Source organism: Burkholderia ubonensis (assembly GCF_001718695.1).
GTDB lineage: Bacteria > Pseudomonadota > Gammaproteobacteria > Burkholderiales > Burkholderiaceae > Burkholderia > Burkholderia ubonensis_B.
Genome location: NZ_CP013420.1, coordinates 1,486,033 through 1,510,332 on the forward strand (window position 1 = coordinate 1,486,033; position 24,300 = coordinate 1,510,332).

Genomic DNA, 24,300 nt, shown 5'->3' on the forward strand with positions numbered 1-24,300 from the left:
CGCCCGACGGCGCAAAACCGCCGCCGGCGCTATGCTAGCGGCTGTTCACTCGGATTACGCAGATCACGGGCCTGCGCCGGGCCCGCCGAAGAGACGCCGCGCACGAGCGGCGCGGCCTGCCCACGATACGCCCGACGCCGCGCGCCGCGCGGCCTTTCCCCCTTTCGAAGAGGAGTGCATCATGAACGAAGCAGTTCGGATGGAACGCGACACGTTCGGCGAGATCGCCGTGCCGGCCGCCCGGCTCTGGGGCGCGCAGACGGAGCGCTCGCTGCAGAATTTCCGGATCTCGACCGAGAAGCAGTCGCCGGAGCTGATCCACGCGCTCGCGATCGTGAAGCGCGCGGCGGCGGCCGTGAACCAGTCGCTCGGCGTGCTGGCCGACGACAAGGCGCACGCGATCATCGCGGCGGCCGACGAGATCATCGCGGGCCAGCATCCGCGCGAATTCCCGCTCGCGGTCTGGCAGACCGGCTCCGGCACGCAGACCAACATGAACCTCAACGAGGTGATCGCGAACCGCGCAAGCGAGCTGATGGGCGGCGAGCGCGGCGAAGCGCGCAAGGTTCATCCGAACGACGACGTGAACCGCGGCCAGTCGTCGAACGACGTATTCCCGACCGCGATGCACGTCGCCGCCGCGTATGCGATCGTCAACCACCTGCTGCCTGCGCTGCGCACGCTGCGCGCGACGCTCGACGCGAAGTCGAAGGCGTTCGCCGAAATCGTGAAGATCGGCCGCACGCACCTGCAGGACGCGACGCCGCTCACGCTCGGCCAGGAATTCTCCGGCTACGTCGCGCAGCTCGACCAAGGCATCCGGCACGTCGAATCGGCGCTGCCGCACCTGTACGAGCTCGCGCTCGGCGGCACCGCGGTCGGCACCGGGCTGAACGCGCATCCGGAATTCGCGGCGCGCGTCGCCGACGAAATCGGCCGCCTGGCGAAGCTGCCGTTCGTGAGCGCGCCGAGCAAGTTCGAGGTGATGGCGGCCGCCGACGCGCTGGTGTTCGCGCACGGCGCGCTGAAGACCGTCGCGGCGAGCCTGATGAAGATCGCCAACGACGTCCGCTGGCTCGCGAGCGGGCCGCGCTGCGGGCTCGGCGAGCTGTCGATTCCCGAGAACGAGCCGGGCAGCTCGATCATGCCGGGCAAGGTGAACCCGACGCAGTCCGAAGCCGTGACGATGCTGTGCTGCCAGGTGTTCGGCAACGACGTCGCGGTAAACGTCGGCGGCGCGAGCGGCAATTTCGAGCTGAACGTGTTCCGGCCGATGATCGCGCACAACGTGCTGCAATCGGTGCGGCTGCTCGCCGACGGCGCGCAGAGCTTCAACGACCATTGCGCGGTCGGCATCGAGCCGAACCGCGCACGCATCGACCTGCTGCTCAACGAATCGCTGATGCTCGTGACGGCGCTCAATCCGCACATCGGCTACGACAAGGCCGCGCAGATCGCGAAGAAGGCGCACAAGGAAGGCACGACGCTGAAGGCCGCCGCGCTCGCGCTCGGCTATCTGACCGACGCGGAATTCGATGAATGGGTGCGCCCCGAGCAGATGATCGGGGCGCGCTGACGCGCGCGTCGCGCGCCGCCGGCATCGCGCGGCGGCGCGCGACGGGTCCCGCACGGCGGCGCTTGCGTCAGACCGTGCCCTTCGCGACCTCTTCGGGCTTCATCTCGACGATCTTGTCGAGCGCGGCGCGCACGTCCATCGCGTACTTCGCGAGGCGCTTCTGCTCGTCGGTCTCCGGCACGAACGGCGGCACCGGCAGCGGGTTGCCGTTCTCGTCGACGGCGACGAACACGACGAGGCAGTCGGTCGTCTGGCGCAGCACGCCGCCCTTCGGATCGCCGGCGTGCACCGACACGTGGATGTGCATGCTGGTGCGCCCCGTCGCGACGACGCGCGCCTTCAGCTCGACCAGGTTGCCGACCATGATCGGACGCTGGAAGCGGATGTTGCCGACGCTGACCGTCACGCAGTAGCGGCTCGACCAGACTGCCGCGCACGCGTAGGCGACCTCGTCGATCCATTTCATCAGCGCACCGCCATGCACCTTGCCACCGAAGTTCACGGACGACGGCTCGGCGAGGAAGCGGAAAACGGTTTCGTTGCGATCGAGGGTCGCGGTGGCGGGGGACGAGGCGGACATCTTGTTGACTCCAGGCGGCGGGGGCGCTGCAAACGGCGCCATTATACGGTGCGCTGCGACAATGCGTCGCGGCGGCGCCGCCCGGCCCGGCGCGCAGGAGCGGGTCATGCCGGACGGACGGTGCCGCCGGTCAGCGGCGCACCGTCACGCCCTGGTCGATCACGCCGTACATCTCGATATGGCTGCCGCGTTCGTCCGCGGCGCTCGCGCCACCCTGTGCGCAAGCCGCGCAGACCAGCGCGGCCGCCAGCATGCAGAAAATCGTCTTCATCGTCGCATCGTTTCACGTGCGGCGGCCCCACTGCCGCCGCGCCCGGCCATTGTACGCGCGGGGCCGCCGGCCCTCTGCCAGCAGCCCTCTGCATTCGACATTTCGGCCCGACGCGAAACATCGAATGCCGTCAGCGCCTACACTGCGACACATCCCCCTTCTCCGAGGCGCCACGATGACCGATTCCGACGACCACCATTTTCCGGGCCTGAGCCGCATCGGCGCGCTGATCGCCGACCCCGGGCGGGCCGCGATGCTGTGGGTGCTGATGGACGGCAGCGCCCGCCCCGCCGGCGAGCTCACGCTGGTCGCCGGGCTGTCGCCGTCCGCCGCCAGCGCGCACCTCGCGCGCCTGACCGAAGGCGGGCTGCTCGCGCTCGACGTCCGCGGCCGGCACCGCTATTACCGGATCGCGTCCGCCGACATCGCCGCGTCGCTCGAGGCGCTCGCGAACGTCGCCCGCACGGCCGCGCCGCACCGGCCGGTTCCGCCGCCGTCGCGCGCCGTGCCCGCCGAGCTGCGCTACGCGCGCACCTGCTACGACCACATGGCGGGCGAGCTCGCCGTGCGCATCTTCGACGCGCTCACCGCGCGCGGCTGGCTGGACACGCAAGGCGACGCGGTCGACGCGACCGAGCTCGGCACGCAGGCGCTCGCGCGCTGGGGCATCGAAGTCGCGCAGCAGCGCACGCGCCGGCGCCGCTTCGCGTGCGGCTGCCTGGACTGGAGCGAGCGCCGCTCGCACCTCGGCGGCGCGCTCGGCGCGGCGCTGCTCGACAGCTTCTGCGCGCAGGGCTGGGTCGAGCGCACCGAGCGGCCGCGCGTGCTGCGCGTGACCGTGTCCGGCCAGCGCGTTTTCGACGACTGGCTTACGTCCGCTTGACGCGCACATTGCGCGCAGACGACAACCGCGGCCGCTGGACAGGTTTTGTTACATCGGATGCGGTCGGACTTACAAAACACAGAGCACTGAAACAGCCGGAGCGGATATTGTGAATTCAACGGCACGAATCGCCGCGCCGGGATAACGACGATGACGCTCATGATGGACTCCCTGTTCACGCTCAGGCGTACCGCCCGCTGCGCCCTGCTCGCGTTCGCCGCACTGGCGAGCCTGCCCGCCGCATTTGCGCAATCCACCGCCGCGCCGCCGTATGCGGCCGCCGCGCGGCAAGCGGGCGGCGATCCGCCCGGGCGCGTCGCGCGGCTCAATTACCTGTCGGGCGCCGTGACGACCGAGCCGGCCGGCACCGATACGTGGTCGTACGCCGCCGTGAACCGGCCGCTGACCACCGGCGACCAGTTGTGGAACGACGCGGGAGCGCGCTCGGAGCTGCACATCGGCTCGACCGCCGTGCGGCTCGGCGAATCGACGAGCCTGTCGGTGATGAATCTCGACGACACGACGACGCAGCTGAAGGTCGGCCTCGGCTCCGTGTCGACGCACGTGCGTTCGCTGCCGCCCGGCACGTCATATGAAATCGACACGCCGAACCTCGCGCTCGGCATCGCCGGCCCCGGCGACTACCGCGTCGACGTCGCGCCGAACGGCGCGAGCACGACGGTCACCGTGCGGCGCGGCAGCGCGACCGTCTACGGCGACAACGGCCAGTACCCGCTGTCGGCCGGGCAGCAGGTCGTGTTCACCGGCACCAGCCTGCAGGTCGCGCAGCAGGCGCCGACGCCGGGCCTCGATCCATTCGACCAATGGGCCGCCGGCCGCGACGCCGGCGAAGACCGCTCGGTGTCGGCCCGCTACGTGTCGCGCGACATTCCCGGCTATCAGGACCTCGACGCGAACGGCACGTGGCGCGAGAACCCGACCTACGGCGCAACGTGGGTGCCGAACGACGTGCCGGAGGGCTGGGCGCCGTACCACGACGGCCACTGGATCTGGCAGGCGCCGTGGGGCTGGACCTGGGTCGACGACGCGCCGTGGGGCTTCGCGCCGTATCACTACGGCCGCTGGGCCTACGTCGACGACAGCTGGGCGTGGGTGCCCGGTCCGGTCGTCGTCAGCGAGCCGCCCGTCTATGCGCCGGCGCTCGTCGCGTTCGTGGGCGGCGGCGGCGGGTTCGACTGGAGCATCGGGCTCACGGTCGGCGGCGTCGCCGCGGCGGGCTGCGCGTGGTTCCCGCTCGGCCCGGGCGAACGCTGGCATCCGGGCTGGGGCGGCTGGAGCCCGCATTACTACGACCGCGTGAACCGGAACATCGTGGTGAACAACGTCAACGTGAACAAGACCGTGAACGTGACGAACATCACCAACATCAACAACACGTACATCAATTACCGCGCGCCGCATGCGATCACGGCCGTGCCCGCGACCGCGTTCGTGCACGGCCAGCCGGTCGCGCACGTCGCCCAGCACGTCGACCCGCAGCAGTGGCGCAACGCGCACGTGACGCCGGGTACGCCGGGCATCGCGCCGGTGCGCCAGAGCTTCACCGGCGGGCTGCGCAACGCCGCCTATCGTCCGCCGGCCGCCGTCGCGCAGCATCCGGTCGTCGCGACGCGCAACCCGGCCGTGCCGCCCGCGTTCCGCGACCGGGCGGCCGAGCATCTGGTCCAGCAAGGCGCACGCGTGCCCGGCGCGGGCGCACCGGTGGTGAAAACCAGCGTGCCGCCCGACTACACGCCGCGCCCGGTCAAGATACCCGGCAATCCGCACGAGAGCGGCTGGGCGATGCGCAACGTGCAGCTCGTCAATCCGCACGGCCCGGTCGTGCAACCGGCGCATGGGGCGACTGCCGGCCAGCCGGCTGCGGGGATGGCACAAGCGGCCCGGCCCGGCGTGCCGACGCCGAACGCACGTATGCCGGGCGCGCCTGAACCGGGCGCACGGAGCGAACCTGCGCCGGGCATGCCCAACGGCGAGCGGACGCCGAACGCAGCAGCGCCGAACGCCGCGCACTTCGCGAACGGCGCCGCGGCCCAAGCGCCCGGCCCCGCTCAGCATCAGGCCGTGGGCGCCGGCAATGGCGCCCCGCATCCGCCGACGGCCGGCAACAGCCCGGCCGCGCACGACGGCGCGCATGCCGCAGCTGCGCCTGCGCCCGTCTGGATGCAGCCGCATACTCCGATGGACCGGCAGCGCCCGAACCCGCCGACGGCGCTGCACGCTGCCGGACAGAACGCGCTGCCGCCGGTCCGCGCTGCAGCGCCGACGCCGCGTCCGCAAACCCCGGCCGGCGCGCAACCGGGCGAGCGGCAGCCCACGCCGCACGAAGCACCGCAGCCCCGCTTCGACACGTCCGCGCAGATGCAGCAGCCGCGTCCGCACGCCGATTTCTCCGCGCCGGCCCAGCATGGGCAACCGCACGCCGAACGCCCGGCGCCCGCGCCGCAGCCGCGCGCCGACTTCGCGCAGCCCGCGCCGCACCGCGAAGTCGCGCCGCCGCATGTGAGCGAGTACCGGCCGCCGGCGCCCGTCGTGCATGAGATGCCGCGGCCGCAACCGGCGCCGCGCATGGAGCCGCGACCGTCGATGCCCGCGCCGCACGTGGAGCCCCGCCCGCAGCCGGCGCCGCACGTCGAAGCGCCGCATCCGAGCAACCCACCGCCCGCCGCCCACGAGGAGCGACACCGCCAGTAACCGGCGGCGCAGCAAACGAAAAGGCCCGACCGTTCCCGGTCGGGCCTTCGTCATTCCGTCGTGCGCGCCGCGCTACGCGGCGTACGGCCTTGCGTCGCCGCTCAGACGGCCATCGGCGCGGTCAGCGGCTCATGATGCCGGTAGCCGACGAGCGAGAAGTCGGACGGCTCGACCTTCTCCAGCCATTCGGGCGCGTACACGCCCGTCTGCGCATACTCCGGCACGCGATCGGCGATCGCGAGCCGCGGGCTCTCGTACGGCTCGCGCGCGAGCTGCTGCTGCAGCATGTCGAGCTGGTTCTCGTAGATGTGCGCGTCCCCGACGAAATACGTGAACCAGCGCGGCGTATAGCCGGTCAGCCGGCCGACGAGCGACAGCAGCGCGGCCCCTTCCGTCAGGTTGAACGGCGTGCCGAGTCCGACGTCGTTGCTGCGGATGTACAGGCACAGCGAGATCTCGCGCTTCGCAACGTTCGGCAGGAACTGGTACAGCAGGTGGCAGGCCGGCAGCGCGATCTCGTCGAGCACCGCCGGATTCCACCCGTGGAACAGGATGCGGCGGCTGCCCGGGTCCTGCATGATCGTGTCGAGACACTCACGCAACTGGTCGATCGCCTTGTACAACAGCACCTTCGGCGCGCCGTCCTCGTCGAAACGCGCGACGATCCGAAAGCCGCGGCCGGTCGCGTCGGCGATCTGCGCGTCGGCGCCCGCGTCGAGCACCTTGTAGCCGGGCCACCGGCGCCATTGCACGCCGTACACGTCGCCGAGATCGTCGACGCCCTGCCGGTACGGATTCGCGAGCCATTGCGCGTTCTCGTTCGCATTGGCGTCCCACACCTTGCAGCCGAGCGCGCGGAAATCGGCGGCGCTGCGCGACGCGCGCAGGAAACCGACCAGCTCGCCGATCGCGGACTTGAACGCGAGCTTCTTCGTCGTCACGGCCGGAAAGCCTTGCTGGAGGTCGAAGCGCAGCATCGCGCCGGGCATGCTGATGGTGCGGATGCCCGTGCGGTTCTCCTGCCAGGTGCCGGTGTCGAGAATGGTGCGAACGAGATCGAGATACTGTTTCATGCAGGTTCCTTCGGCCGCGAGGGCGGCCGCACCCGCCAATTCTAGCAAGCGTGCCGCGGAAGCTCCGGCAGCGGCGCAGAGAACCCGGCCAACGCGGCATCGCCGCGCTCGCGCATCCCGTGCGCGCACATCAGCCGGTACAGCGTGACGCGCGACACGCCGAGCTCGCGCGCCGCGTCGGCGAACCGGCCGCGATGCCGCAGCAGCGCATGCTCGATCGCCTGCCGTTCCGCCGCCTCGCGCGCCTCGACGAGCGACACCGGCGCCAGCACCGCATAGTCGCCCAGCTCGAGATCCGCCGCCGTGATCGTCCGGCCTTCCGACATCACGATCGCGCGGCGCACGCGATTGATCAGCTCGCGCACGTTGCCCGGCCACGGATAGCCGTACAGCGCCGCGATCGCGTCGGGCGAAAAGCCGCGCAGGCGGCGGTGCGAGTCGCCCTTGAAGCGTTCCAGCATGTGCCGCGCGAGCACCTCGATGTCCTTGCCGCGCGCGCGCAGCGGCGGCTCCTCGATCTTCAGCACGCACAGCCGGTGGAACAGGTCCTCGCGAAAGCGCCCTTCGCGCATCGCCGCCACGAGATCGACATGGGTCGCACAGATCACCCGCACGTCGACCGGAATCGACGCGTGCGCGCCGAGCCGCTCGATCTTGCCCTCCTGCAGGAAGCGCAGCAGGCTCGCCTGGCTTTCGAGCGGCAGGTCGCCGATCTCGTCGAGGAACAGCGTGCCGCCGTGCGCGGCCTCGACGCGGCCGGTCTTGCGCTGGTTCGCGCCGGTGAACGCGCCGCGCTCGTAGCCGAACAATTCGGCCTGCAGCAGCGTCGACGGTATCGCGCCGCAATTGATCGCGATGAACGGCGCCTGCGCGCGCGGCGAGCGCTCGTGGATCGCGACGGCCGTCAGCTCCTTGCCGGTGCCCGACTCGCCGGAGATGAACACCGGCGCATCGGTCGTCGCGACCCGGCGAATCATCTTGAAGAGCGCGAGCATCGCCTCGCAGGTGCCGACCATCTCGCCTTCGCCGCGCCCGGCGCCCGGCTGCGGCGTGACCGGATCGGTCAGCGCGACCATCCCGTGCGCATGGCCGATCGTCTCGACGATGCGCGACGTCTCGAACGGCATCGTCACGTAATCGAAGCAATAGTCGCGAATCAGGTGCCGCAGCGCGGCGTCCTGCAACTGGTCTCGCAGCGTCGCCGCGATCCAGCCGATATGCGGAATCGTCAGGCAGGGCTCCAGCTCGCGCAGGTCGGCCGGCTTGAAACCCGACGAGAATTCGAGCAGCCCGGCCGTCGCGACGCCGTGCTGCACGACGCGCCGCATGTCGCGCACGGTTTCAACGAGATCGACGCGCCAGCCGCGTGCGTCGAGGTGCCCGCGCAACGCATCGCTCGGTTCCCGGGAGAAATAGATCACGTGCCGTGCTTCGGCTTCCATATGCCCACCCCGTTCATCAACCGTCTGACGATTGCCGCACACGTCAAGCGACGTGCGAAAAGGATCGAATCGGGGCAGCCGAAGCAGCTCGATTCGCCATGCCGATACGCGACCACGTCGGGCCGCGCATGATGGCGCTTATCTCGCGTCCACTATTTTTCTGATCAACACAGCTTGTTATAGGCGCTGAATACGACAGGTCGGTTGCAGCGCGAAGCGGCGAACGGCCAAATCGCTCGATGGTCGATGCAAGTCAATCCTCTGCATAAAACCGCTACGCAGCGGCCATCCAATGCATCGACACACGCACTGATTTTCATCCGTGAAGCGAGTCGATTGAATCCGCAGTATTCCCGAGCCCCGCCGTTTCACGACTGAAACATTTCCCGGCATTTTCGCGCGCCATTCACGATGCATATCGCTCAATCGCAGGCGCGACAACCGATCGCGTTCGATGGCATGCATTTCGCTGAATCATCACGAAGCGGAGAAGGTGGCCATGCGAACACGTTTTTCATTGCCTTGCGTGCGGCTCGTGATTGCGTTCGCGCTCGCGTGCCCGTTCACATCGGTGTGCGCGCAACAACGCGCGATGCACGAGCGCGCGGTGCCGGCCGGCGACGGCCTGCGGCACGACGGCGCGGGTGGCTTCGAGCTGGTCGCCGCCGTCGGAGCGCGGTCGACCGACGCGCTGTCGGTGACGTTGTGGGACGAACTCGCGCGGCCGACGCCACCGCCCGCTCCGTTGCCGCTGCCCGTCGATACGCAGCACGCGATGGCCGGCGGCACGACGCATCGCACGCATCAATAGCCGGTACACGACCTCGCATGCCGGCCACTCGATGAGCATCCCGTATCGAACGCCCGCTGCAGACCGTGCGACCCGCGTCGCCGTCGCGACGCGCAGCTTTTCTGTGTCCGTCCCCCGGCGGGCACTCTTTTTATTCGACGCGCGGCGGCGCCGATGCGCGTGCATCGGCACGGCGCTGACGGCGCCGCCGTTCCGGTAGAATCGGCGCCATTCCGCTTCACTTCTCCCCGACCTTCATGACGACGCTGACCCTGATCGTCGCGCGCGCCCGCAATGGCATCATCGGCCGCGACAACCAGTTGCCCTGGAAACTTCCCGAGGATCTCGCCTTCTTCAAGCGCACGACGATGGGCGCGCCGATCGTGATGGGCCGCAAGACCCACGAATCGATCGGCCGGCCGCTGCCGGGGCGCCGCAACATCGTCGTCACGCGCGACGGGTCGCGCCGCTTCGACGGCTGCGACACCGTCACGTCGCTCGCCGACGCGCTCGCGCTCGCCGCACGCGACGGCGCGCCCGAAGCGTTCCTGATCGGCGGCGCGCAGCTCTACGCGGAAGGCCTCGCGCTCGCCGACAAGCTGGTCGTCACCGAGATCGACGCCGACTTCGACGGCGACGCGTCGTTCCCCGCCCCCGATCCCGCGCAGTGGCAGGAGGTGTCGCGCGATCCGCACCAGGCCGCCGCGCCGAACACGTTCGGCTACGCGTTCGTCGTCTACGCGCGCAAGCGCGACTGACGCGCGGCACACGACAAAAAGCCCGACCGGTGCATGCGCGCCGGTCGGGCTTTTCATTTGGTCGCGGCCGACGCCGCGCCGCCTACTGCCCGGCGATCGTCATCTGCTCGATCAGCACCGAGCCGGTTTCCTTCGTGCCGCGCACGATCGAATCCGCGCCGATCGCGACGATGTGCCGGAACATCTCCTGCAGCGTGCTCGCGACCGTGATCTCCTCGACCGGGTACTGGATCACGCCGTTCTCGACCCAGAACCCCGCCGCGCCGCGCGAATAGTCGCCCGTCACGTAGTTCACGCCCTGCCCCATCAGCTCGGTCAGCAACAGGCCCGTGCCGAGCTTCTTCAGCATCGCGTCGAAATCGTCGCCCGACTGCGTGTTGCTGCTGCGCAGCGCGAGGTTGTGCGAGCCGCCGGCGTTGCCGGTCGTCTGCGTGCCGAGCTTGCGCGCCGAGTAGGTCGACAGGAAATAGCCCTCGACGACGCCATCCTTGACGACGCTGCGCGCGCGCGTGCGCACGCCTTCTTCGTCGAACGGCGCGCTGCCCATCGCGCGCGGCACGTGCGGGTCCTCGACGATCTGCACGTGCGGCGCGAACACCGGCTTGCCGAGGCTGTCGACGAGGAACGAGGTCTTGCGGTACAGCGCGCCGCCGCTCACCGCCTGCACGAACGCGCCGAGCAGCCCGGCCGCGAGCGGCGCCTCGAACAGCACCGGCACCTTGCGGGTGTCGAGGCGGCGCGCGCCCATCCGCGCGAGCGCGCGCTCGGCCGCGTAGCGCCCGACCGCTTCCGGCGCCGCGAGGTCGGCCGCGCTGCGCTTCGACGTGTACCAGTCGTCGCGCTGCATGTGGCGGCCGCTGCCCGCGATCGGCGCGCAGGCGATGTAATGGCGCGAATACGGGTAGCCGGCGAGGAAGCCGCGCGACGTCGCGAGCACGAACTGCGAATGCTGCGCGGACACGCTCGCGCCTTCCGAATTGCGGATCTGCGGACTGACCGCGAACGCGGCGTCTTCCGCGCGGCGGGCAATCTCGACCGCGTCGTCGGCGGACAGCTCCCACGGGTGATAGAGGTCGAGGTCACGCGGCGCCGTCTCGAGCAGCTCGGCCTCGGCGAGCCCGGCCGCGTCGTCCTCGGCGGTGAAGCGCGCGATGTTGTACGCGGCGGCGACGGTATCCTTGATCGCGGCCGGCGAGAAGTCCGACGTGCTCGCATTGCCGCGCTTCTTGCCGATGAACACGGTCACGCCGACCATCTTGTCGCGATTGTGCTCGATCGTCTCGACCTCGCCGCGGCGCACCGACACCGACAGGCCGTCGCCTTCGGAGATTTCGGTCGCGGCGTCCGACGCGCCGAGCGCCTTCGCGTGCCGGAGGATGTCCGAGGCGATTTCTTTCAGCTGATCCTGCGTATGCGGGAAATAGCGCGCTTGCGTGTCGAGATTGGCAGCCATCTTCGTTTTATCCGGTGGCGGGCTCGCGGCCCGCGTGTTCAAAATGTCGTATGCCGCGATCATATCAGTGTGCAGTGTGCGCCGGGCCGCCCCAAGCGCACCGATCGCCCCCTCGGGGGGCAGCGAACGCAGTGAGCGTGGGGGCCGGGACACCGTAATGGAGAAGCTTGGGGCGGCCGCGGCGCGATACAATGCCGCCCATGACACGCAAAACCCGTATTCAGCCGATCGAGCACGCCGACGACGACGCCGGCCACGGCTACGATCGCCCCAGCAAATCCCAGTTGAAGCGCGAAATGCACGCGCTGCAGGAACTCGGCCAGGCGCTCGTCGACCTGCCGAAGGATGCGCTCAAGCGCATGCCGATGCCCGAAGACCTCGGTGATGCGGTGCGCGAAGCGCGCCGCATCACCGATCACGAAGGCAAGCGCCGCCAGCTCCAGTACGTCGGCCGCGTGATGCGCTCGCTGACCGACGACGAGACGGCGGCGCTGCGCACCGCGCTCGACGCGCAGCGCGGCGTGAACAAGGCCGCGACGGCCCGCCTGCACTGGATCGAACGCACCCGCGAGCAGCTGCTGGCCGACGACGCCGCGCTGACCGAATTCGTGCGCCAGCATCCGGACGCCGACGTGCAGGAAGGCCGCACGCTGATCCGCAACGCCCGCAGGGAGGCGCAGCAGAACAAGCCGCCGCGCTACTTCCGCGAGCTGTTCCAGTGGATCAAGATCGCGAGCGGCGCGCCCGACGCGGACGACGAGGAAGACGAGTCCGCCGGAGAGGATCATGGCGACGAAGCGTAACCATCCCGACGAGCTGGTGGTCGGCCTCGTGTCGATCAGCGACCGCGCGAGCACGGGCGTCTACGAGGACAAGGGCATTCCGGCGCTGCAGGACTGGCTCGCCGCCGCGCTGAGCTCGCCGTGGCGCGCGGAGACCCGGCTGATCCAGGACGACGCCGCGACGATCTCCGCGACGCTCGTCGAGCTGGTCGACACGGCCGGCTGCGACCTCGTGCTGACGACGGGCGGCACCGGCCCGGCGCGCCGCGACGTGACGCCCGAGGCGACGCTCGCGGTGGCGACGAAGGAAATGCCGGGATTCGGCGAACAGATGCGGCAGATCAGCCTGAATTTCGTGCCGACCGCGATCCTGTCGCGGCAGGTCGCGGTCATCCGCGAGACAGCCGACCACGCGGCGCTGATCATCAACCTGCCGGGCCAGCCGAAATCGATCAAGGAAACCCTCGAAGGGCTGCGCGACGCGGACGGCCGGCCCACCGTGCCCGGCATCTTCGCCGCGGTGCCCTACTGCATCGACCTGATCGGCGGCCCGTACATCGAGACGAACGCCGCGGTGGTCGCGGCGTTCCGGCCGAAGAGCGCGCAGCGCGCGCCGCGCTGACGCGGCGCAGAGTGCCGGCCCGCTCAGGCGGCCGGCGCGGATTCGCCGGCCGGCGCCGGCGTGGCCGGGATCAGGAAATGCTCGCGGTAGTACTTCAGCTCGTCGATCGACTCGTGGATGTCGGCCAGCGCCGTATGCATCGCGCGCTTCTGGAAGCCCTTGTAGATCGCCGGCTGCCAGCGGCGGCACAGCTCCTTGAGCGTGCTGACGTCGAGGTTGCGGTAGTGGAAGAAGCGCTCGAGGTCCGGCATCCAGCGCGCCATGAAGCGGCGGTCCTGGCAGATCGAGTTGCCGCACATCGGCGACTTGCCGGGCGATACGTACTGCGCGAGGAACGCCTGGAGCTGCGCGGCGGCGTCCGCTTCGGTCACGGTCGATGCACGCACGCGATCGATCAGGCCCGAGCGGCCGTGCGTGTTCTTGTTCCAGTCGTCCATCTTCGCGAGCGTCGCGTCGCTCTGGTGGATCGCGAACACCGGGCCTTCGACCGCGATCTCGAGCGTCGAATTGGTCACGACGACCGCGATCTCGATGATGCGGTCGTTATCCGGGTCGAGGCCCGTCATTTCCATGTCGAGCCAGACGAGGTTCAACTCGTTGCGCACGAGTTCGGGCTGGCTGGCGGAAGCGGGGGTATCGGTCATGAGTCATCCTGGAAAATGGCGGGCGGCGCACGGCGCCGCCCCGGCGGCGGGTTTCGCGTCAGCGGGCCCGGTCCGCAAGAACATATAATTCTCGCATAGAACCCTTTGGCGCCTTCGATGTCACCTTTTTCGTTCACCCTGCTGTTCGCGCTCGCCGTGCTCGCGATGGTCGTCACCAAGCTGTGGCTCGCGTCGCGGCAGGTCCGCTTCGTCGCCGCGCACCGCAACCGCGTCCCTGCCCGCTTCAGCGCGACCATCCCGCTGTCCGCACACCAGCGCGCGGCCGACTACACGGTCGAGCGCACCCGGCTGACGATGCTCGAGATCGTCGTCAGCGCGGCCGTGCTGGTCGGCCTCACGCTGCTCGGCGGCGTCGGCGCGCTCGATGCGCTGCTGTCCGGCTGGCTCGGCCGCGGCTACGGGCAGCAGGTCGCGCTCGTCGCGGCGGTGTTCGCGATCACGAGCGTGGTCGACGTGCCGTTCGAGTATTACCGCCAGTTCGGCATCGAGCAGCGCTTCGGCTTCAACCGGATGGCCAAGCGCCTGTTCTTCACCGACATGCTGAAGAACGTGCTGCTCGGCGCCGCGCTCGGCCTGCCGCTGCTGTTCGTCGTGCTGTGGCTGATGAACCAGGCCGGCAGCCTGTGGTGGCTGTGGACGTGGATCGTCTGGGTCGCGTTCCAGATGCTCGTGCTGCTGATCTACCCGAGCTTCATCGCCCCGCTCTTCAACAAGTTCGAACCGCTGAAGGACGACGCGCTGCGCGAGCGCATCGAGTCGCTGATGAAGCGCTGCGGCTTTGCGGCAAAGGGCCTGTTCGTGATGGACGGCAGCCGCCGGTCCGCGCACGGCAACGCATACTTCACCGGCTTCGGCGCGTCCAAGCGGATCGTGTTCTTCGACACGCTGCTCGCGCGGCTGTCCGGCGAGGAGATCGAGGCCGTGCTCGCGCACGAGCTCGGCCATTTCAAGCGCCGCCACGTGATGAAGCGCATGCTCGTGTCGTTCGTGCTGAGCCTCGCGCTGCTCGCGCTGCTCGGCTGGCTCGCGCAGCGCGTGTGGTTCTATACGGGGCTCGGCGTCACGCCGTCGCTCGACTCCAGCAACGCCGGCGCGGCGCTCGTGCTGTTCTTCCTCGCGATCCCCGTGTTCCTGTTCTTCGCGACGCCGATCGGCAGCCTCACGTCGCGCAAGCACGAATTCGAGGCGGACGCGTTCGCCGCCAGCCAGACCGACGCGCAGGATCTCGTCAGCGCGCTCGTGAAGCTGTACGAGGACAACGCGTCGACGCTGACGCCCGACCCGGTCTACACGGCCTTCTACTATTCGCACCCGCCCGCGTCGCAGCGGATCGACCGGCTGCTGCAGCGCGCATGAGCCGGCCGACCTCTCCCCGCAAGCCGGCCCCGCGCGCCCCGGGCGCGGCACGCGCCGAAGGCCGCGTGATCGCGGCGCACGGCCGCCACTACATCGTCGCGCCCGACGAAGGCGGCCCGATGCTGCAGTGCTTCCCGCGCGGCAAGAAAAGCGACGTCGCGGTCGGCGACCGCATCGCCTACGAGCGCACGTCCGCCGACCAGGGCGTGATCGTCGAGATCGGCGAGCGCCGCAATCTGCTGTACCGCTCCGACCAGTTCAAGTCGAAGCTGTTCGCGGCCAACCTCGACCAGCTGCTGATCGTGCTCGCGACCGAGCCCTATTTCAGCGAGGACCTGCTCGGGCGTGCGCTGATCGCCGCCGAGGCAAACGACCTGAAGCCGCTCGTCGTGCTGAACAAGATCGACGTCGAGGCAGCGCTGCCGGTCGCCCGCGAGCGGCTCGCGCCGTATCGCGCGCTCGGCTACGACGTGCTGGAGCTGTCGGTCAAGGGTGCGCCCGACGATGCGCGCGCGCAGCTGATGCCGCATCTGGCGGGCCATTCGACGATCCTGCTCGGCCAGTCGGGGATGGGCAAGTCGACGCTCGTGAACCTGCTCGTGCCCGACGCCGAAGCCGCGACGCGCGAGATCTCCGCGGCACTGAACAGCGGCCGGCACACGACGACGTTCACGCGGCTCTACCCGCTGCCCGGCAGCGACGGCGCGCTGATCGATTCGCCGGGCTTCCAGGAATTCGGCCTCTATCATCTGACGGAAGGGCGCCTCGAGCGCGCGTTCCCGGAATTCCGCCCGCTGCTCGCGGACTGCCGTTTCTATAATTGTCATCATCTGCACGAGCCGGGCTGCGCGATCCTGGAAGCGGTCGCCGACGGCCGCATCGCGCCGTCGCGGCACGCGTTGTACGCACAACTGGTGCACGAGGCAAGCCAGGTCGTGCGTTGACGTCCGGCCGGCGCGCACGGGGGCGCGTTGCGCGGCCGAGCCGCCCTTCCCTGCGCAATGCCCGTTGCCCGGCCATCACCCACAGGAGCGATGATGCGTTTCAAGGCGCCGGATCTTGCGACCGCGCAGCATTGGGCCAACGTCCTCGAGGGGGCCGGCGTCGGCTGCGAGCTGCACAACCGCTATGCGACGGGCGCGCTCGGCGGCCTGCCGGCCGATGCGTGCGCGCCCGAAGTCTGGCTCGACGACGAACGCGACGAAGCGCTTGCGCGGCGCCTGCTCGACGCCGCATCGCGCGGGCCGGCCGCCGGCGCGACGCCCTGGCGTTGCCCGCAGTGCGGCGAGTCGCTCGAAGCGCAATTCACCGCCTGCTGGCGTTGCGGCGCCATGCGCGAGCCGCGCGACGGCTGACGCACAGCAAAAAGGCCGGCGTCGAGCCGGCCTTTTGCGCTCCGTTCCGGGCCCTGCGTCAGGACACCCAGACCGCGATCGTCAGCATCAGCAGCAGGATCATCCACAGAATCACCGCGCGCCACACGAGGCCGACCGCCGACTGCAGCGTGCGCGGCGTGCAATCGTCGCCCACCGTCAACGGGCCGCTGTCACCGACCGCCAGCGCGTCGAGGCTCGACGGCTCGGCGAGCGGCCCGGCCAGCCGCGCGCCGAGCGCCCCGCTGCCCGCCGCCAGCAGCACGCCGTCGTTCGGGTCGGGCCACTGGCGCGTGTGGTTGCGCCACGCGTAGATCGCATCCTCGAAGTTGCCGACGATCGCGAAGCCCAGCGCAGTCAGCCGCGAAGGCACCCAGTCGATCACGAAGAACGCACGTTGTGCGAACGTCGAGAAGGCGGCGGTGCGGTCGTCGGCCGGCGTCGACCAGCTGCGCGCCAGGTATTCGGAAATGCGATACAGCACCGCGCCTGCCGGGCCGACCGGCAGCACGTACCAGAAGAACACGCCGAACACGTGGCGATGCGACGCGACGACCGCATGGATCAGCGTATGGCGGACGATCTCGCCGACCGGCATGTCGACCGTGTCGATGCCCGTCCACTCGTGCAGGATTTCGCGCGCGCGCGGCACGTCGTCGTTGTTGAGCGCGAGATGAATATCGGTGAAGTAATGGCTGAACTGGCGGAAGCCGAGCGTGAAATACACGACGGCGACGTTCCACAGGAACGCGAGCACGAAGCTCACCTTGTACAGCAGAAAATAGATCAGCGCGACGACCAGCACCCACGGCAGCACGACCGCGAGCCAGGCAAGGATGCCGTGCTTCTGCTTGCCCGCGTCGAGGCCATGCGCGACGGTTTCCGCATGAAACTGAAACAGGGCGAACACCGGATTGCTCGGCGACAACGCGCGGACCTGTTCGATGATGAGGGCGAGAAGAACCGAAAAGAAAGTCATGCGTAGCGCCGTCTTCGGGTTATGTCATTTTTTGCATAACGATAGCACAGCGTAAGCCGGGCATGGCTGCCGACGCCTGCGGCCAGCAGCCGGCCGCGCGCGCGGAACGACGCCCGCGCTCAGTGCGCAGCCAAGAAGCGGTACAGATTGCGCAACATGCCGGCAGTTGCGCCCCAGATGAAGTAATCCCCGCCCCCGTCGCCGCGCGGATAAGGCATCGCAAAAAAACGACGCTCTCCGCCGTCCCAACGGAATGTGCGGATCTGATGGTTCGCCGGATTCATCAGGAACGCGAGCGGCACCTCGAAGATCTCCGCGACTTCGAACGTATCCGCCTGCACCGTGAAGGGTGGATGCACGAGGCCGACGACCGGCGTCACGCAAAAGCCGGTGCCCGTCAGGTAGTCCGGCAGCGCGCCGAGGATCTCGACCTGCTCGCCGGCGAGCCCGATCTCCTCCTTCGCCTCGCGCAACGCCGTCGCGGTCGCGTCACGGTCGAACGGCTCGCGCCGGCCGCCGGGAAAGCTGACCTGTCCGGCATGATCGTTCAGGTGATCGGCACGCTGCGTGAGCAGCACGGTCAGGCCGGCTTCACGGACGACGAGCGGCACGAGCACGGCCGCGCTGCGCGGATCGACGCCTTCCTGCAGCCGCGCCTCGCCCGGCTCGACGCTCCATTCGAGCGTACGCGCGAATCGTTCGCGCAGGCCGGACGGCGTCAGCAACCGTGAATCGATGGACGGCAAGCCGGTGCCGGTGCCTTCGACCGGCAGCACTTCGGGATCGATGATGAGGCGGCGATTCAATGGGACTCTCGGGTTCGCGTGTCGTATCGAGCATATTGTCGCGCCAGAATGAAAAAAGCACCCGGGTGGGTGCTTTTTCCTTACAGCTCTTACGCCTGGACAGCTGCGGTGCGATCCTTCGACACCAGCTTTTCCTTGATTCGAGCCGACTTGCCCGAACGCTCGCGCAGGTAGTACAGCTTCGCGCGACGCACGTCGCCGCGACGCTTCACGACGATGCTCGCCAGCAGCGGCGAGTAGGTCTGGAACGTACGCTCAACGCCTTCGCCCGACGAGATCTTGCGGACGATGAACGCCGAGTTGAGGCCACGGTTGCGCTTCGCGATCACGACGCCTTCGTAAGCCTGAACGCGCTTGCGGTTACCTTCAACCACGTTCACGTTCACGATCACCGTGTCGCCCGGGGCGAATTCGGGGATCGTCTTGCCTGCGAGCGCGCGCTCGATTTCTTCCTGCTCAAGCTTTGCAATCAGATTCATCACTGACTCCTAAAACCATCTTGTCGGCGTTTGCGCCCGCCCGTTTCCAGGCCCGGCCCCGATAGAGGATGGATTCACATCAGGCGCCGCGCACGCATGCACGGCACCGCCAATTCCCGCCCGCCAGAGCCGCCTCAGGAGGCGTTCTTCGCTTCGCGTGCGAGATTCGCGAGCCACGCCTCGTCGGCACGGCTCAGCAACTTGTCGCGACGCGCCCGGTCGATCAGGTCCGGACGCTTCAGCCACGTATTCCTCAATGCTTCCTGGCGCCGCCAGCGCTCGATCTCGGCATGATGGCCGCCGAGCAGCACGTCCGGCACCCGCACGCCCTCGTATTCCTCGGGCCGCGTGTAATGCGGGCAATCGAGCAGGCCGCCGACGAAGCTGTCCTGCACGGCCGACTGCGCATCGTTCAGCACGCCGGGCAGCAGGCGCACGACCGCATCCATCATCGCCATCGCCGGCAGCTCGCCGCCCGACAGCACGAAATCGCCGAGGCTGATTTCCTCGTCGACGCAGCGGTCGAGCAGGCGCTGGTCGATCGCTTCGTAGCGGCCGCACAGCACGATGACGCCCGGCTCCTGCGCCATCCGCACGACGCGTTCATGCGTGAGCGGCGCGCCCTGCGGCGACATCATCACCACGCGCGGGCTCGCGACGCCCTGCTCCGCCTGCGCCGCCTTCGCGGCGCCGATCGCAGCCTCGAGCGGCTTCGCCAGCATCACCATGCCCGGACCGCCGCCGTACGGCCGATCGTCGACCGTGCGGTAGTTGTTCGTCGTGAAGTCACGCGGGTTCCAGGTACGCAACCCGAAACTGCCCTGCTTCACGGCCCGGCTGGTAATGCCCCAGTCGGTCAGCGCACGGAACATTTCGGGAAAGAGCGTGACGACATCGAACTGCACCGCGCTCTCCGTGACCTGGTTCATTTAGTAATCGGCTTCCCAGTCGACGACGATGCGACGCGCCGCCTGATCGACCGTTTTGACGTACACGCCAACGAACGGGATCAGCCGCTCGGCAGGCGCCGGCTGGCCGTCTTTCCCGGTCGCCGGATATTCGATGCGCATGATCGAATGCGCGCCGTTGTCGATCATCCCGATCACTTTCCCGAGCGCCACCGATTGCTCGTTGACGACGTCGAGACCGATCAGGTCGACCCAGTAGAACTCGTCTGCGTCCAGCGCCGGAAAATCTTCCCGGCGCACGGACACGCGAAAGCCGCGCAAAGCCAGCGCGGCATCGCGATCGCCCAGACCGGCGAGATGCGCGACGACCGTGTCGCCGTGCGTCTTCGCCTGCGTGATGCGGACGGCATGCCGCTCCGCACCTTTTTCCAGCCACCAGCGGCGCGCGTTGAGCAGCGCGTCGCCGCCGCGACCGGCGTCGGCGTGGGTCATCACCTTGACCCAGCCCTTCAGGCCGTAGGCATCGACCACCGCTCCGACCTCGACGGCGTCATCGGGCCAGGCTTGCACCGCTTCGAGGCTGCCCTGCTCGGCAGCCGTGCCGGCGTTCGCGGCAGTACCGCGCTCGACCGGCTTGCGGACGAATGCGCCGAACGACGCTCGCCCGCGCTTCGCGTTACCGGAATCGTGACCCGCCATCAATGCACCTCGCAGCCGGCACGACCGGCACACCGCGCCATGTTAGGCAGCCGGCTGCGCCTTCTGCGCTTGCTTCACGAGACGCTCGACGGTCGGCGACAGTTGCGCGCCAACGCCTTGCCAGTACGTCAGGCGATCCTGAGCGATACGCAGCGATTCGCCCTTCGTAGCGACCGGGTTGTAGAAGCCGACGCGCTCGATGAAGCGGCCGTCACGACGGTTGCGCGAATCGGTAGCGACGATGTTGTAGAACGGGCGCTTCTTCGAGCCGCCGCGAGCCAGACGGATGATAACCATATGAAATCCTTCGGGAAAACCGGGTTCGAAACTACTGAAACGTGCGATTATAGCTGGAAACCAGAGGCACAACAAACACTTACGCGCAAAAAATCCGCGAACGCCCGACCGCCGGGCATACAATCGGCCTGTCCAGGACCGTCCGCCGCCGCCATGCCGCCGCTTCGCGCCGTGGCGCGCCGCGCGCAGCGCCGCGTCGCGGCGCTCGTTGCCGGCGTCGCCTGTCTCGCCTCCGCAACGACGTTCGCCGCCGGCCTGCCGGTGAGCGAACTCGTCGTGCCGCCCGGTTTCCACGTGTCGCTGCTCACTGATGCCGTGCCGACTGCACGGGAAATGGCTTGGTCGCCGCGCGGCATCCTGTATGTCGGCACCCGCGAAGGCCGCGTGCACGCGCTCGTGATGAGGGAGGGCCAGATCAGCGCGCATTACGTGATCGCGTCCGGGCTCGACATGCCGGTCGGCGTCGCCTACCGGGACGGCGCATTGTACGTGTCGGCCGTATCGCGCATTGTGCGCCTCGACCGCATCGACGACCAGCTTGCCGCGCCGCCGAAGCATGTGGTCGTCACCGATGCGCTGCCGGCCGAGCACCATCACGGCTGGAAATTCATCGCGTTCGGGCCGGACGGCAGGCTGTACGTGCCGACCGGCGCACCATGCAACGTATGCCTCGCCGACCGCAACCGGTTCGCGGTCATCGCGCGCATGAATCCGGACGGCAGTCACCGGGAGGTAGTCGCGCGCGGCGTGCGCAATACGGTCGGATTCGCGTGGCATCCGGACACGGGCGAGCTGTGGTTCACCGACAACGGCCGCGACTGGATGGGCGACGACGTGCCGGACGACAAGCTCAACCGCGCGCCGCACGCGGGCCTCGACTTCGGCTTCCCCTATTGCCACGGCGGCGACACGCCCGACCCCGAGTACGGCAGCCATGACGCGTGCCGCCGCTACACGGGCCCCGTGCTGAAGCTCGGCGCGCATGTCGCCTCGCTCGGCATGCGCTTCTACACCGGTTCGATGTTTCCGGCCGCGTACCGCAACAACATCTTCATCGCCGAACACGGCTCGTGGAACCGCCGCACCAAGGTCGGTTATCGCGTGATGCGCGTCGTGGCGTCCGCCGACGGCAGCCACGCGCAGCAAACGCCGTTCGTGACCGGCTGGCTGCGGCCCGACGGCACCGTATGGGGCCGCCCGGCCGACGTGCTGGCGCTGCCCGACGGCTCGCTGCTCGTCAGCGACGACTACGCGGGTGCGATCTACCGCATCACCTATGCGGCACCTTGACGCAGAGCAGGGGTGACCGCCTCCACCACCGCATCGTAGAATGCGTGCCGGGCTGCACGCCCGCGCCGCGTCTGCGGCGGTCCATTCCAACGCCCCATTCCAACGACATTACGCCCGCCCATCCATGTCCAGCAGCAGCACCGCCCCGATCCGCCGCTTCCGCTCCAAGACGCTTACCGCCGCCCTCGCGTTCCTGTTCGGCTCGATCGGCGCGCATCGCTTCTATCTGTACGGCTTTCGGGACGTCTATGGCTGGGCGCATCTGCTCGCGACGATCGTCGGCATTCCCGGCTTCCTGCTGCTCGCTGCGACCCAGCGCACCGCCGGCCTCGGCTGGTGGCTGGCGCTGCCCGGCGCGATTTCGCTGCTGGCGGCCTTCCTCGCGGCCCTCGTCTACGGCTTGCGTCCGGATGAAAAATGGGATGCGCAATTCAATGCGGACACCGGCAGGCACAGCCGCTCAGGCTGGACGGTGATCTTCGTCGTGATCTTCTCGCTGCTGATCGGCGCGTTCCTGCTGATGACGGCGCTCGCGCTCTCGTTCCAGACGTATTTCGAGTCGCAGGTCGAAGCGGCCAAGCAGATCTCGCAATAAATACACGGGAGCGACGCGCCGGGTGCCCGCTGCGCCGGCGGCGTCGCGCCCTATTCGACGGCGCGCCGGGAACTAGAAGAGACTCAACTGCGTGTCATCGCGCGAACGGGCGTTTGATGATCGAGGGGCGGCCGCCCTTCCCACCTCCGGCCCCGGAAGGCCGCCCCGCGGATGGCCGCCCCGCGGATGGCCGCCCCCTCCAAACTGCGACAGATCGAGAATGCCGTTCGCACGTTCGTTCAGCCCAAGCCGCTTGACCGCCTGACGAAAGCGCTGCTTCAGCAGATCCGCCCAGATCCCTTCGCCCTTCATCCGCTTGCCGAAATCCGAGTCGTAGTCCTTGCCGCCGCGCATGTCGCGCACGCGGTTCATCACGCGCTCCGCACGATCCGGGAAATGTGCGGTCAGCCAGTTCCTGAACAGCGGCGCAACTTCCCAGGGCAGCCGCAGGATGATGTAGCTCGCGTGCGTCGCGCCCGCTTCCGCGCACGCTTCGAGCACCCGCTCCAGGTCCGGCTCGGTAACGAACGGAATCACCGGCGCGATGCTCACGCCGACCGGCACCCCCGCGTCGCGCAGCGCGCGGATCGTGCGCAACCGGCGGGCCGGCGTCGCAGCGCGCGGCTCGAGCGTGCGCGCAAGTTCCGCGTCGAGCGTCGTGATCGTGACCGCCGCCATCACCTGCCCGCGCGCCGCCATCGGCGCCAGCAGGTCGAGATCGCGCTCGATCAGCGACGATTTGGTGATCGCGGCGAACGGCAGCCCGTGATCGTGCATGACCTGAATCACGCTGCGCGTGATGCGCAGGTCCCGCTCGACCGGCTGGTATGCATCGGTATTGACGCCGAGCGCGATCGGCTCCGGCACGTAGCGCTTTCTGGAAATCTCGCGCTCGAGCAGTTCGGCCGCGTTGACCTTCGCATAGATGCGGCTCTCGAAATCGAGCCCCGGCGACAGGCCGAGATAGCTGTGAGTCGGCCGCGCGAAGCAATAGATGCAGCCATGCTCGCAGCCGCGATACGGATTGAGCGACACGCTGAACGGAATGTCGGGCGACTGGTTGCGTGTGAGGATGCTGCGCGCCCGCTCCTCGAATACCTGCGTGCGCAGCGGGGCCGGCAAATCGGCGTCGTCCGCCTCATGCGTCCAGCCGTCGTCGACCGCCTCGCGAAGCGCCATCTCGTACCGCCCCTGCAGGTTGTCGACCGCCCCGCGCCCCTTGCGAGGCATGGGCGGCGCAACCGGAAATTCATTATCGGATCGATCGTCCATCGCCTCACCCAGTCACCTGCACTCAATACTGTATATTTATACAGTATTGAGTGCAGCGTGCCAAGAGCGAGACAAGGGCGAAACGAGGGAGGCGAGACAGGCAATCTATTCGTCGACCGAAATCGTCAGCGTCTCCTTGATTTCCTCCATCACGACATAGCTCTTCGACTGCACCGCGCCCGGCAGCTGCAGCAGGATGTCGCCGAGCAGCTTGCGGTAGTCGGCCATCTCGCCGATCCGCGCCTTGATCAGGTAGTCGAAATCACCGGACACGAGATGGCACTCGAGCACCTCGTCGATCTTCATCACCTCCCGGCGGAACTGCTCGAACATGTTGCCGCCCTTGTGACCGAGCGTGATCTCGACGAACACGAGCAGCGCCGCGCCGAGCTGGGCCGGATCGACCCGCGCATGATAGCCGGTGATCACGCCGTCGCGCTCCATGCGCCGCACGCGCTCGATGCACGGCGTGACGGTCAGTCCGACCTGCTCGGCGAGATCCTTCATCGCCATCCGGCCGTCGTTCTGGAGCAGTTTGAGGATGCGCCGGTCGAGCTTGTCGAGCGTGCGCACCGGTTGGCGTTGCGTTCTCATTTGTTTATGCTGAAAAGCCGAAAAATACGATAACAAAAACTGCAC

The 24,300-nt window shown here is 68.6% G+C and carries 26 protein-coding genes; 12 read left to right on the forward strand and 14 right to left on the reverse strand.

The annotated features are described in order from the left end of the window. Nucleotides 1-181: 181 nt before the first annotated feature. Complete coding sequence (fumC, locus tag WJ35_RS06690; RefSeq protein WP_060234563.1) at nt 182-1,576, forward strand: class II fumarate hydratase; 1,395 nt, start codon at nt 182-184, stop codon at nt 1,574-1,576. Between the two features lie 67 nt (nt 1,577-1,643). Here fumC and WJ35_RS06695 read toward each other — a convergent pair whose 3' ends face one another. Together WJ35_RS06695 and WJ35_RS31770 are read right to left on the reverse strand one after the other, a co-directional pair. Beyond that, nucleotides 1,644-2,156, reverse strand: coding sequence for an acyl-CoA thioesterase (locus tag WJ35_RS06695; protein ID WP_010091795.1), 513 nt, complete (start codon nt 2,154-2,156; stop codon nt 1,644-1,646). Nucleotides 2,157-2,286: 130 nt separating this feature from the next. Continuing rightward, on the reverse strand, nt 2,287-2,427 hold the full coding sequence (locus WJ35_RS31770; protein WP_175550627.1) for a hypothetical protein: 141 nt from the start codon (nt 2,425-2,427) through the stop codon (nt 2,287-2,289). A gap of 175 nt (nt 2,428-2,602) precedes the next feature. Between WJ35_RS31770 and WJ35_RS06700 the strand changes: the two genes are divergently transcribed. After that, entirely contained in the window at nt 2,603-3,310 is a 708-nt protein-coding gene (locus WJ35_RS06700; protein ID WP_069238948.1) for an ArsR/SmtB family transcription factor, read from the forward strand. Between the two features lie 162 nt (nt 3,311-3,472). Next, nucleotides 3,473-6,022 (forward strand): DUF6600 domain-containing protein, encoded by a 2,550-nt coding sequence (locus tag WJ35_RS06705; protein ID WP_069239412.1) that lies wholly within the window; start codon nt 3,473-3,475, stop codon nt 6,020-6,022. Between the two features lie 101 nt (nt 6,023-6,123). Here the strand turns inward: WJ35_RS06705 and WJ35_RS06710 are convergent, their stop codons facing one another. Together WJ35_RS06710 and WJ35_RS06715 are read right to left on the reverse strand one after the other, a co-directional pair. Next, nucleotides 6,124-7,095 (reverse strand): thymidylate synthase, encoded by a 972-nt coding sequence (locus WJ35_RS06710; RefSeq protein ID WP_060234579.1) that lies wholly within the window; start codon nt 7,093-7,095, stop codon nt 6,124-6,126. A 41-nt stretch (nt 7,096-7,136) separates the two neighbouring features. Beyond that, entirely contained in the window at nt 7,137-8,537 is a 1,401-nt protein-coding gene (locus WJ35_RS06715; RefSeq protein WP_060234566.1) for a sigma-54 dependent transcriptional regulator, read from the reverse strand. Between the two features lie 499 nt (nt 8,538-9,036). On the opposite strand from WJ35_RS06715, the gene WJ35_RS06725 reads away from it, so the two are divergent. Continuing rightward, complete coding sequence (locus WJ35_RS06725; RefSeq protein ID WP_069239413.1) at nt 9,037-9,348, forward strand: hypothetical protein; 312 nt, start codon at nt 9,037-9,039, stop codon at nt 9,346-9,348. A gap of 236 nt (nt 9,349-9,584) precedes the next feature. After that, nucleotides 9,585-10,085: a dihydrofolate reductase gene (locus WJ35_RS06730; RefSeq protein ID WP_069238949.1), complete on the forward strand. Its 501-nt coding sequence runs from the start codon at nt 9,585-9,587 to the stop codon at nt 10,083-10,085. An 82-nt stretch (nt 10,086-10,167) separates the two neighbouring features. Here WJ35_RS06730 and pmbA read toward each other — a convergent pair whose 3' ends face one another. After that, on the reverse strand, nt 10,168-11,538 hold the full coding sequence (gene pmbA, locus WJ35_RS06735; protein ID WP_045567827.1) for a metalloprotease PmbA: 1,371 nt from the start codon (nt 11,536-11,538) through the stop codon (nt 10,168-10,170). A 200-nt stretch (nt 11,539-11,738) separates the two neighbouring features. On the opposite strand from pmbA, the gene yjgA reads away from it, so the two are divergent. Continuing rightward, complete coding sequence (yjgA, locus tag WJ35_RS06740) at nt 11,739-12,341, forward strand: ribosome biogenesis factor YjgA (RefSeq protein ID WP_272481901.1); 603 nt, start codon at nt 11,739-11,741, stop codon at nt 12,339-12,341. Next, on the forward strand, nt 12,325-12,942 hold the full coding sequence (gene mog, locus WJ35_RS06745) for a molybdopterin adenylyltransferase (RefSeq protein ID WP_080434911.1): 618 nt from the start codon (nt 12,325-12,327) through the stop codon (nt 12,940-12,942). The genes yjgA and mog overlap by 17 nt, the downstream gene beginning before the upstream one ends. Nucleotides 12,943-12,965: 23 nt before the next feature. On the opposite strand, the gene orn is transcribed toward mog, so the two are convergent. Next, nucleotides 12,966-13,586 (reverse strand): oligoribonuclease, encoded by a 621-nt coding sequence (gene orn, locus WJ35_RS06750; RefSeq protein WP_010091778.1) that lies wholly within the window; start codon nt 13,584-13,586, stop codon nt 12,966-12,968. A 117-nt stretch (nt 13,587-13,703) separates the two neighbouring features. Here orn and WJ35_RS06755 point away from each other — a divergent pair, with 117 nt between their 5' ends. From WJ35_RS06755 to WJ35_RS06765, 3 genes are all read left to right on the forward strand, one after another. Beyond that, nucleotides 13,704-14,963, forward strand: a complete 1,260-nt coding sequence (locus tag WJ35_RS06755) for a M48 family metallopeptidase (RefSeq protein WP_042583438.1) — start codon at nt 13,704-13,706, stop codon at nt 14,961-14,963. Beyond that, nucleotides 14,960-15,907 carry a ribosome small subunit-dependent GTPase A gene (gene rsgA, locus WJ35_RS06760; RefSeq protein ID WP_010091776.1) on the forward strand — a complete coding sequence of 316 codons (948 nt, stop codon included), beginning with the start codon at nt 14,960-14,962 and terminating at the stop codon, nt 15,905-15,907. The genes WJ35_RS06755 and rsgA overlap by 4 nt, the downstream gene beginning before the upstream one ends. 93 nt (nt 15,908-16,000) lie before the next feature. Beyond that, nucleotides 16,001-16,318: a putative signal transducing protein gene (locus tag WJ35_RS06765; RefSeq protein WP_060234582.1), complete on the forward strand. Its 318-nt coding sequence runs from the start codon at nt 16,001-16,003 to the stop codon at nt 16,316-16,318. Between the two features lie 58 nt (nt 16,319-16,376). Here the strand turns inward: WJ35_RS06765 and WJ35_RS06770 are convergent, their stop codons facing one another. The 6 genes from WJ35_RS06770 to rpsP form a co-directional block, all read right to left on the reverse strand. Next, nucleotides 16,377-17,315, reverse strand: coding sequence for a CobD/CbiB family protein (locus WJ35_RS06770; RefSeq protein ID WP_010091774.1), 939 nt, complete (start codon nt 17,313-17,315; stop codon nt 16,377-16,379). 119 nt (nt 17,316-17,434) lie between these two features. Beyond that, complete coding sequence (locus WJ35_RS06775; protein WP_069238950.1) at nt 17,435-18,121, reverse strand: CoA pyrophosphatase; 687 nt, start codon at nt 18,119-18,121, stop codon at nt 17,435-17,437. Between the two features lie 89 nt (nt 18,122-18,210). Further along, nucleotides 18,211-18,600: a 50S ribosomal protein L19 gene (rplS, locus tag WJ35_RS06780; RefSeq protein WP_010091772.1), complete on the reverse strand. Its 390-nt coding sequence runs from the start codon at nt 18,598-18,600 to the stop codon at nt 18,211-18,213. A gap of 134 nt (nt 18,601-18,734) precedes the next feature. Beyond that, a complete protein-coding gene (gene trmD, locus WJ35_RS06785) occupies nt 18,735-19,529 on the reverse strand; it encodes a tRNA (guanosine(37)-N1)-methyltransferase TrmD (protein WP_010091771.1) in 795 nt (264 codons plus the stop codon). Continuing rightward, nucleotides 19,530-20,207, reverse strand: a complete 678-nt coding sequence (gene rimM / locus WJ35_RS06790; protein WP_060234570.1) for a ribosome maturation factor RimM — start codon at nt 20,205-20,207, stop codon at nt 19,530-19,532. Between the two features lie 42 nt (nt 20,208-20,249). Beyond that, a complete protein-coding gene (gene rpsP, locus WJ35_RS06795; protein WP_010091769.1) occupies nt 20,250-20,504 on the reverse strand; it encodes a 30S ribosomal protein S16 in 255 nt (84 codons plus the stop codon). Between the two features lie 153 nt (nt 20,505-20,657). On the opposite strand from rpsP, the gene WJ35_RS06800 reads away from it, so the two are divergent. Together WJ35_RS06800 and WJ35_RS06805 are read left to right on the forward strand one after the other, a co-directional pair. After that, complete coding sequence (locus WJ35_RS06800; RefSeq protein ID WP_060234571.1) at nt 20,658-21,794, forward strand: PQQ-dependent sugar dehydrogenase; 1,137 nt, start codon at nt 20,658-20,660, stop codon at nt 21,792-21,794. Nucleotides 21,795-21,918: 124 nt separating this feature from the next. After that, entirely contained in the window at nt 21,919-22,389 is a 471-nt protein-coding gene (locus WJ35_RS06805; RefSeq protein WP_010091767.1) for an NINE protein, read from the forward strand. Between the two features lie 72 nt (nt 22,390-22,461). Here the strand turns inward: WJ35_RS06805 and WJ35_RS06810 are convergent, their stop codons facing one another. Continuing rightward, nucleotides 22,462-23,661 carry a PA0069 family radical SAM protein gene (locus WJ35_RS06810; RefSeq protein WP_060234572.1) on the reverse strand — a complete coding sequence of 400 codons (1,200 nt, stop codon included), beginning with the start codon at nt 23,659-23,661 and terminating at the stop codon, nt 22,462-22,464. Between the two features lie 105 nt (nt 23,662-23,766). Then, nucleotides 23,767-24,255: an Lrp/AsnC ligand binding domain-containing protein gene (locus WJ35_RS06815; protein WP_017333107.1), complete on the reverse strand. Its 489-nt coding sequence runs from the start codon at nt 24,253-24,255 to the stop codon at nt 23,767-23,769. Between the last annotated feature and the right edge of the window lie 45 nt (nt 24,256-24,300).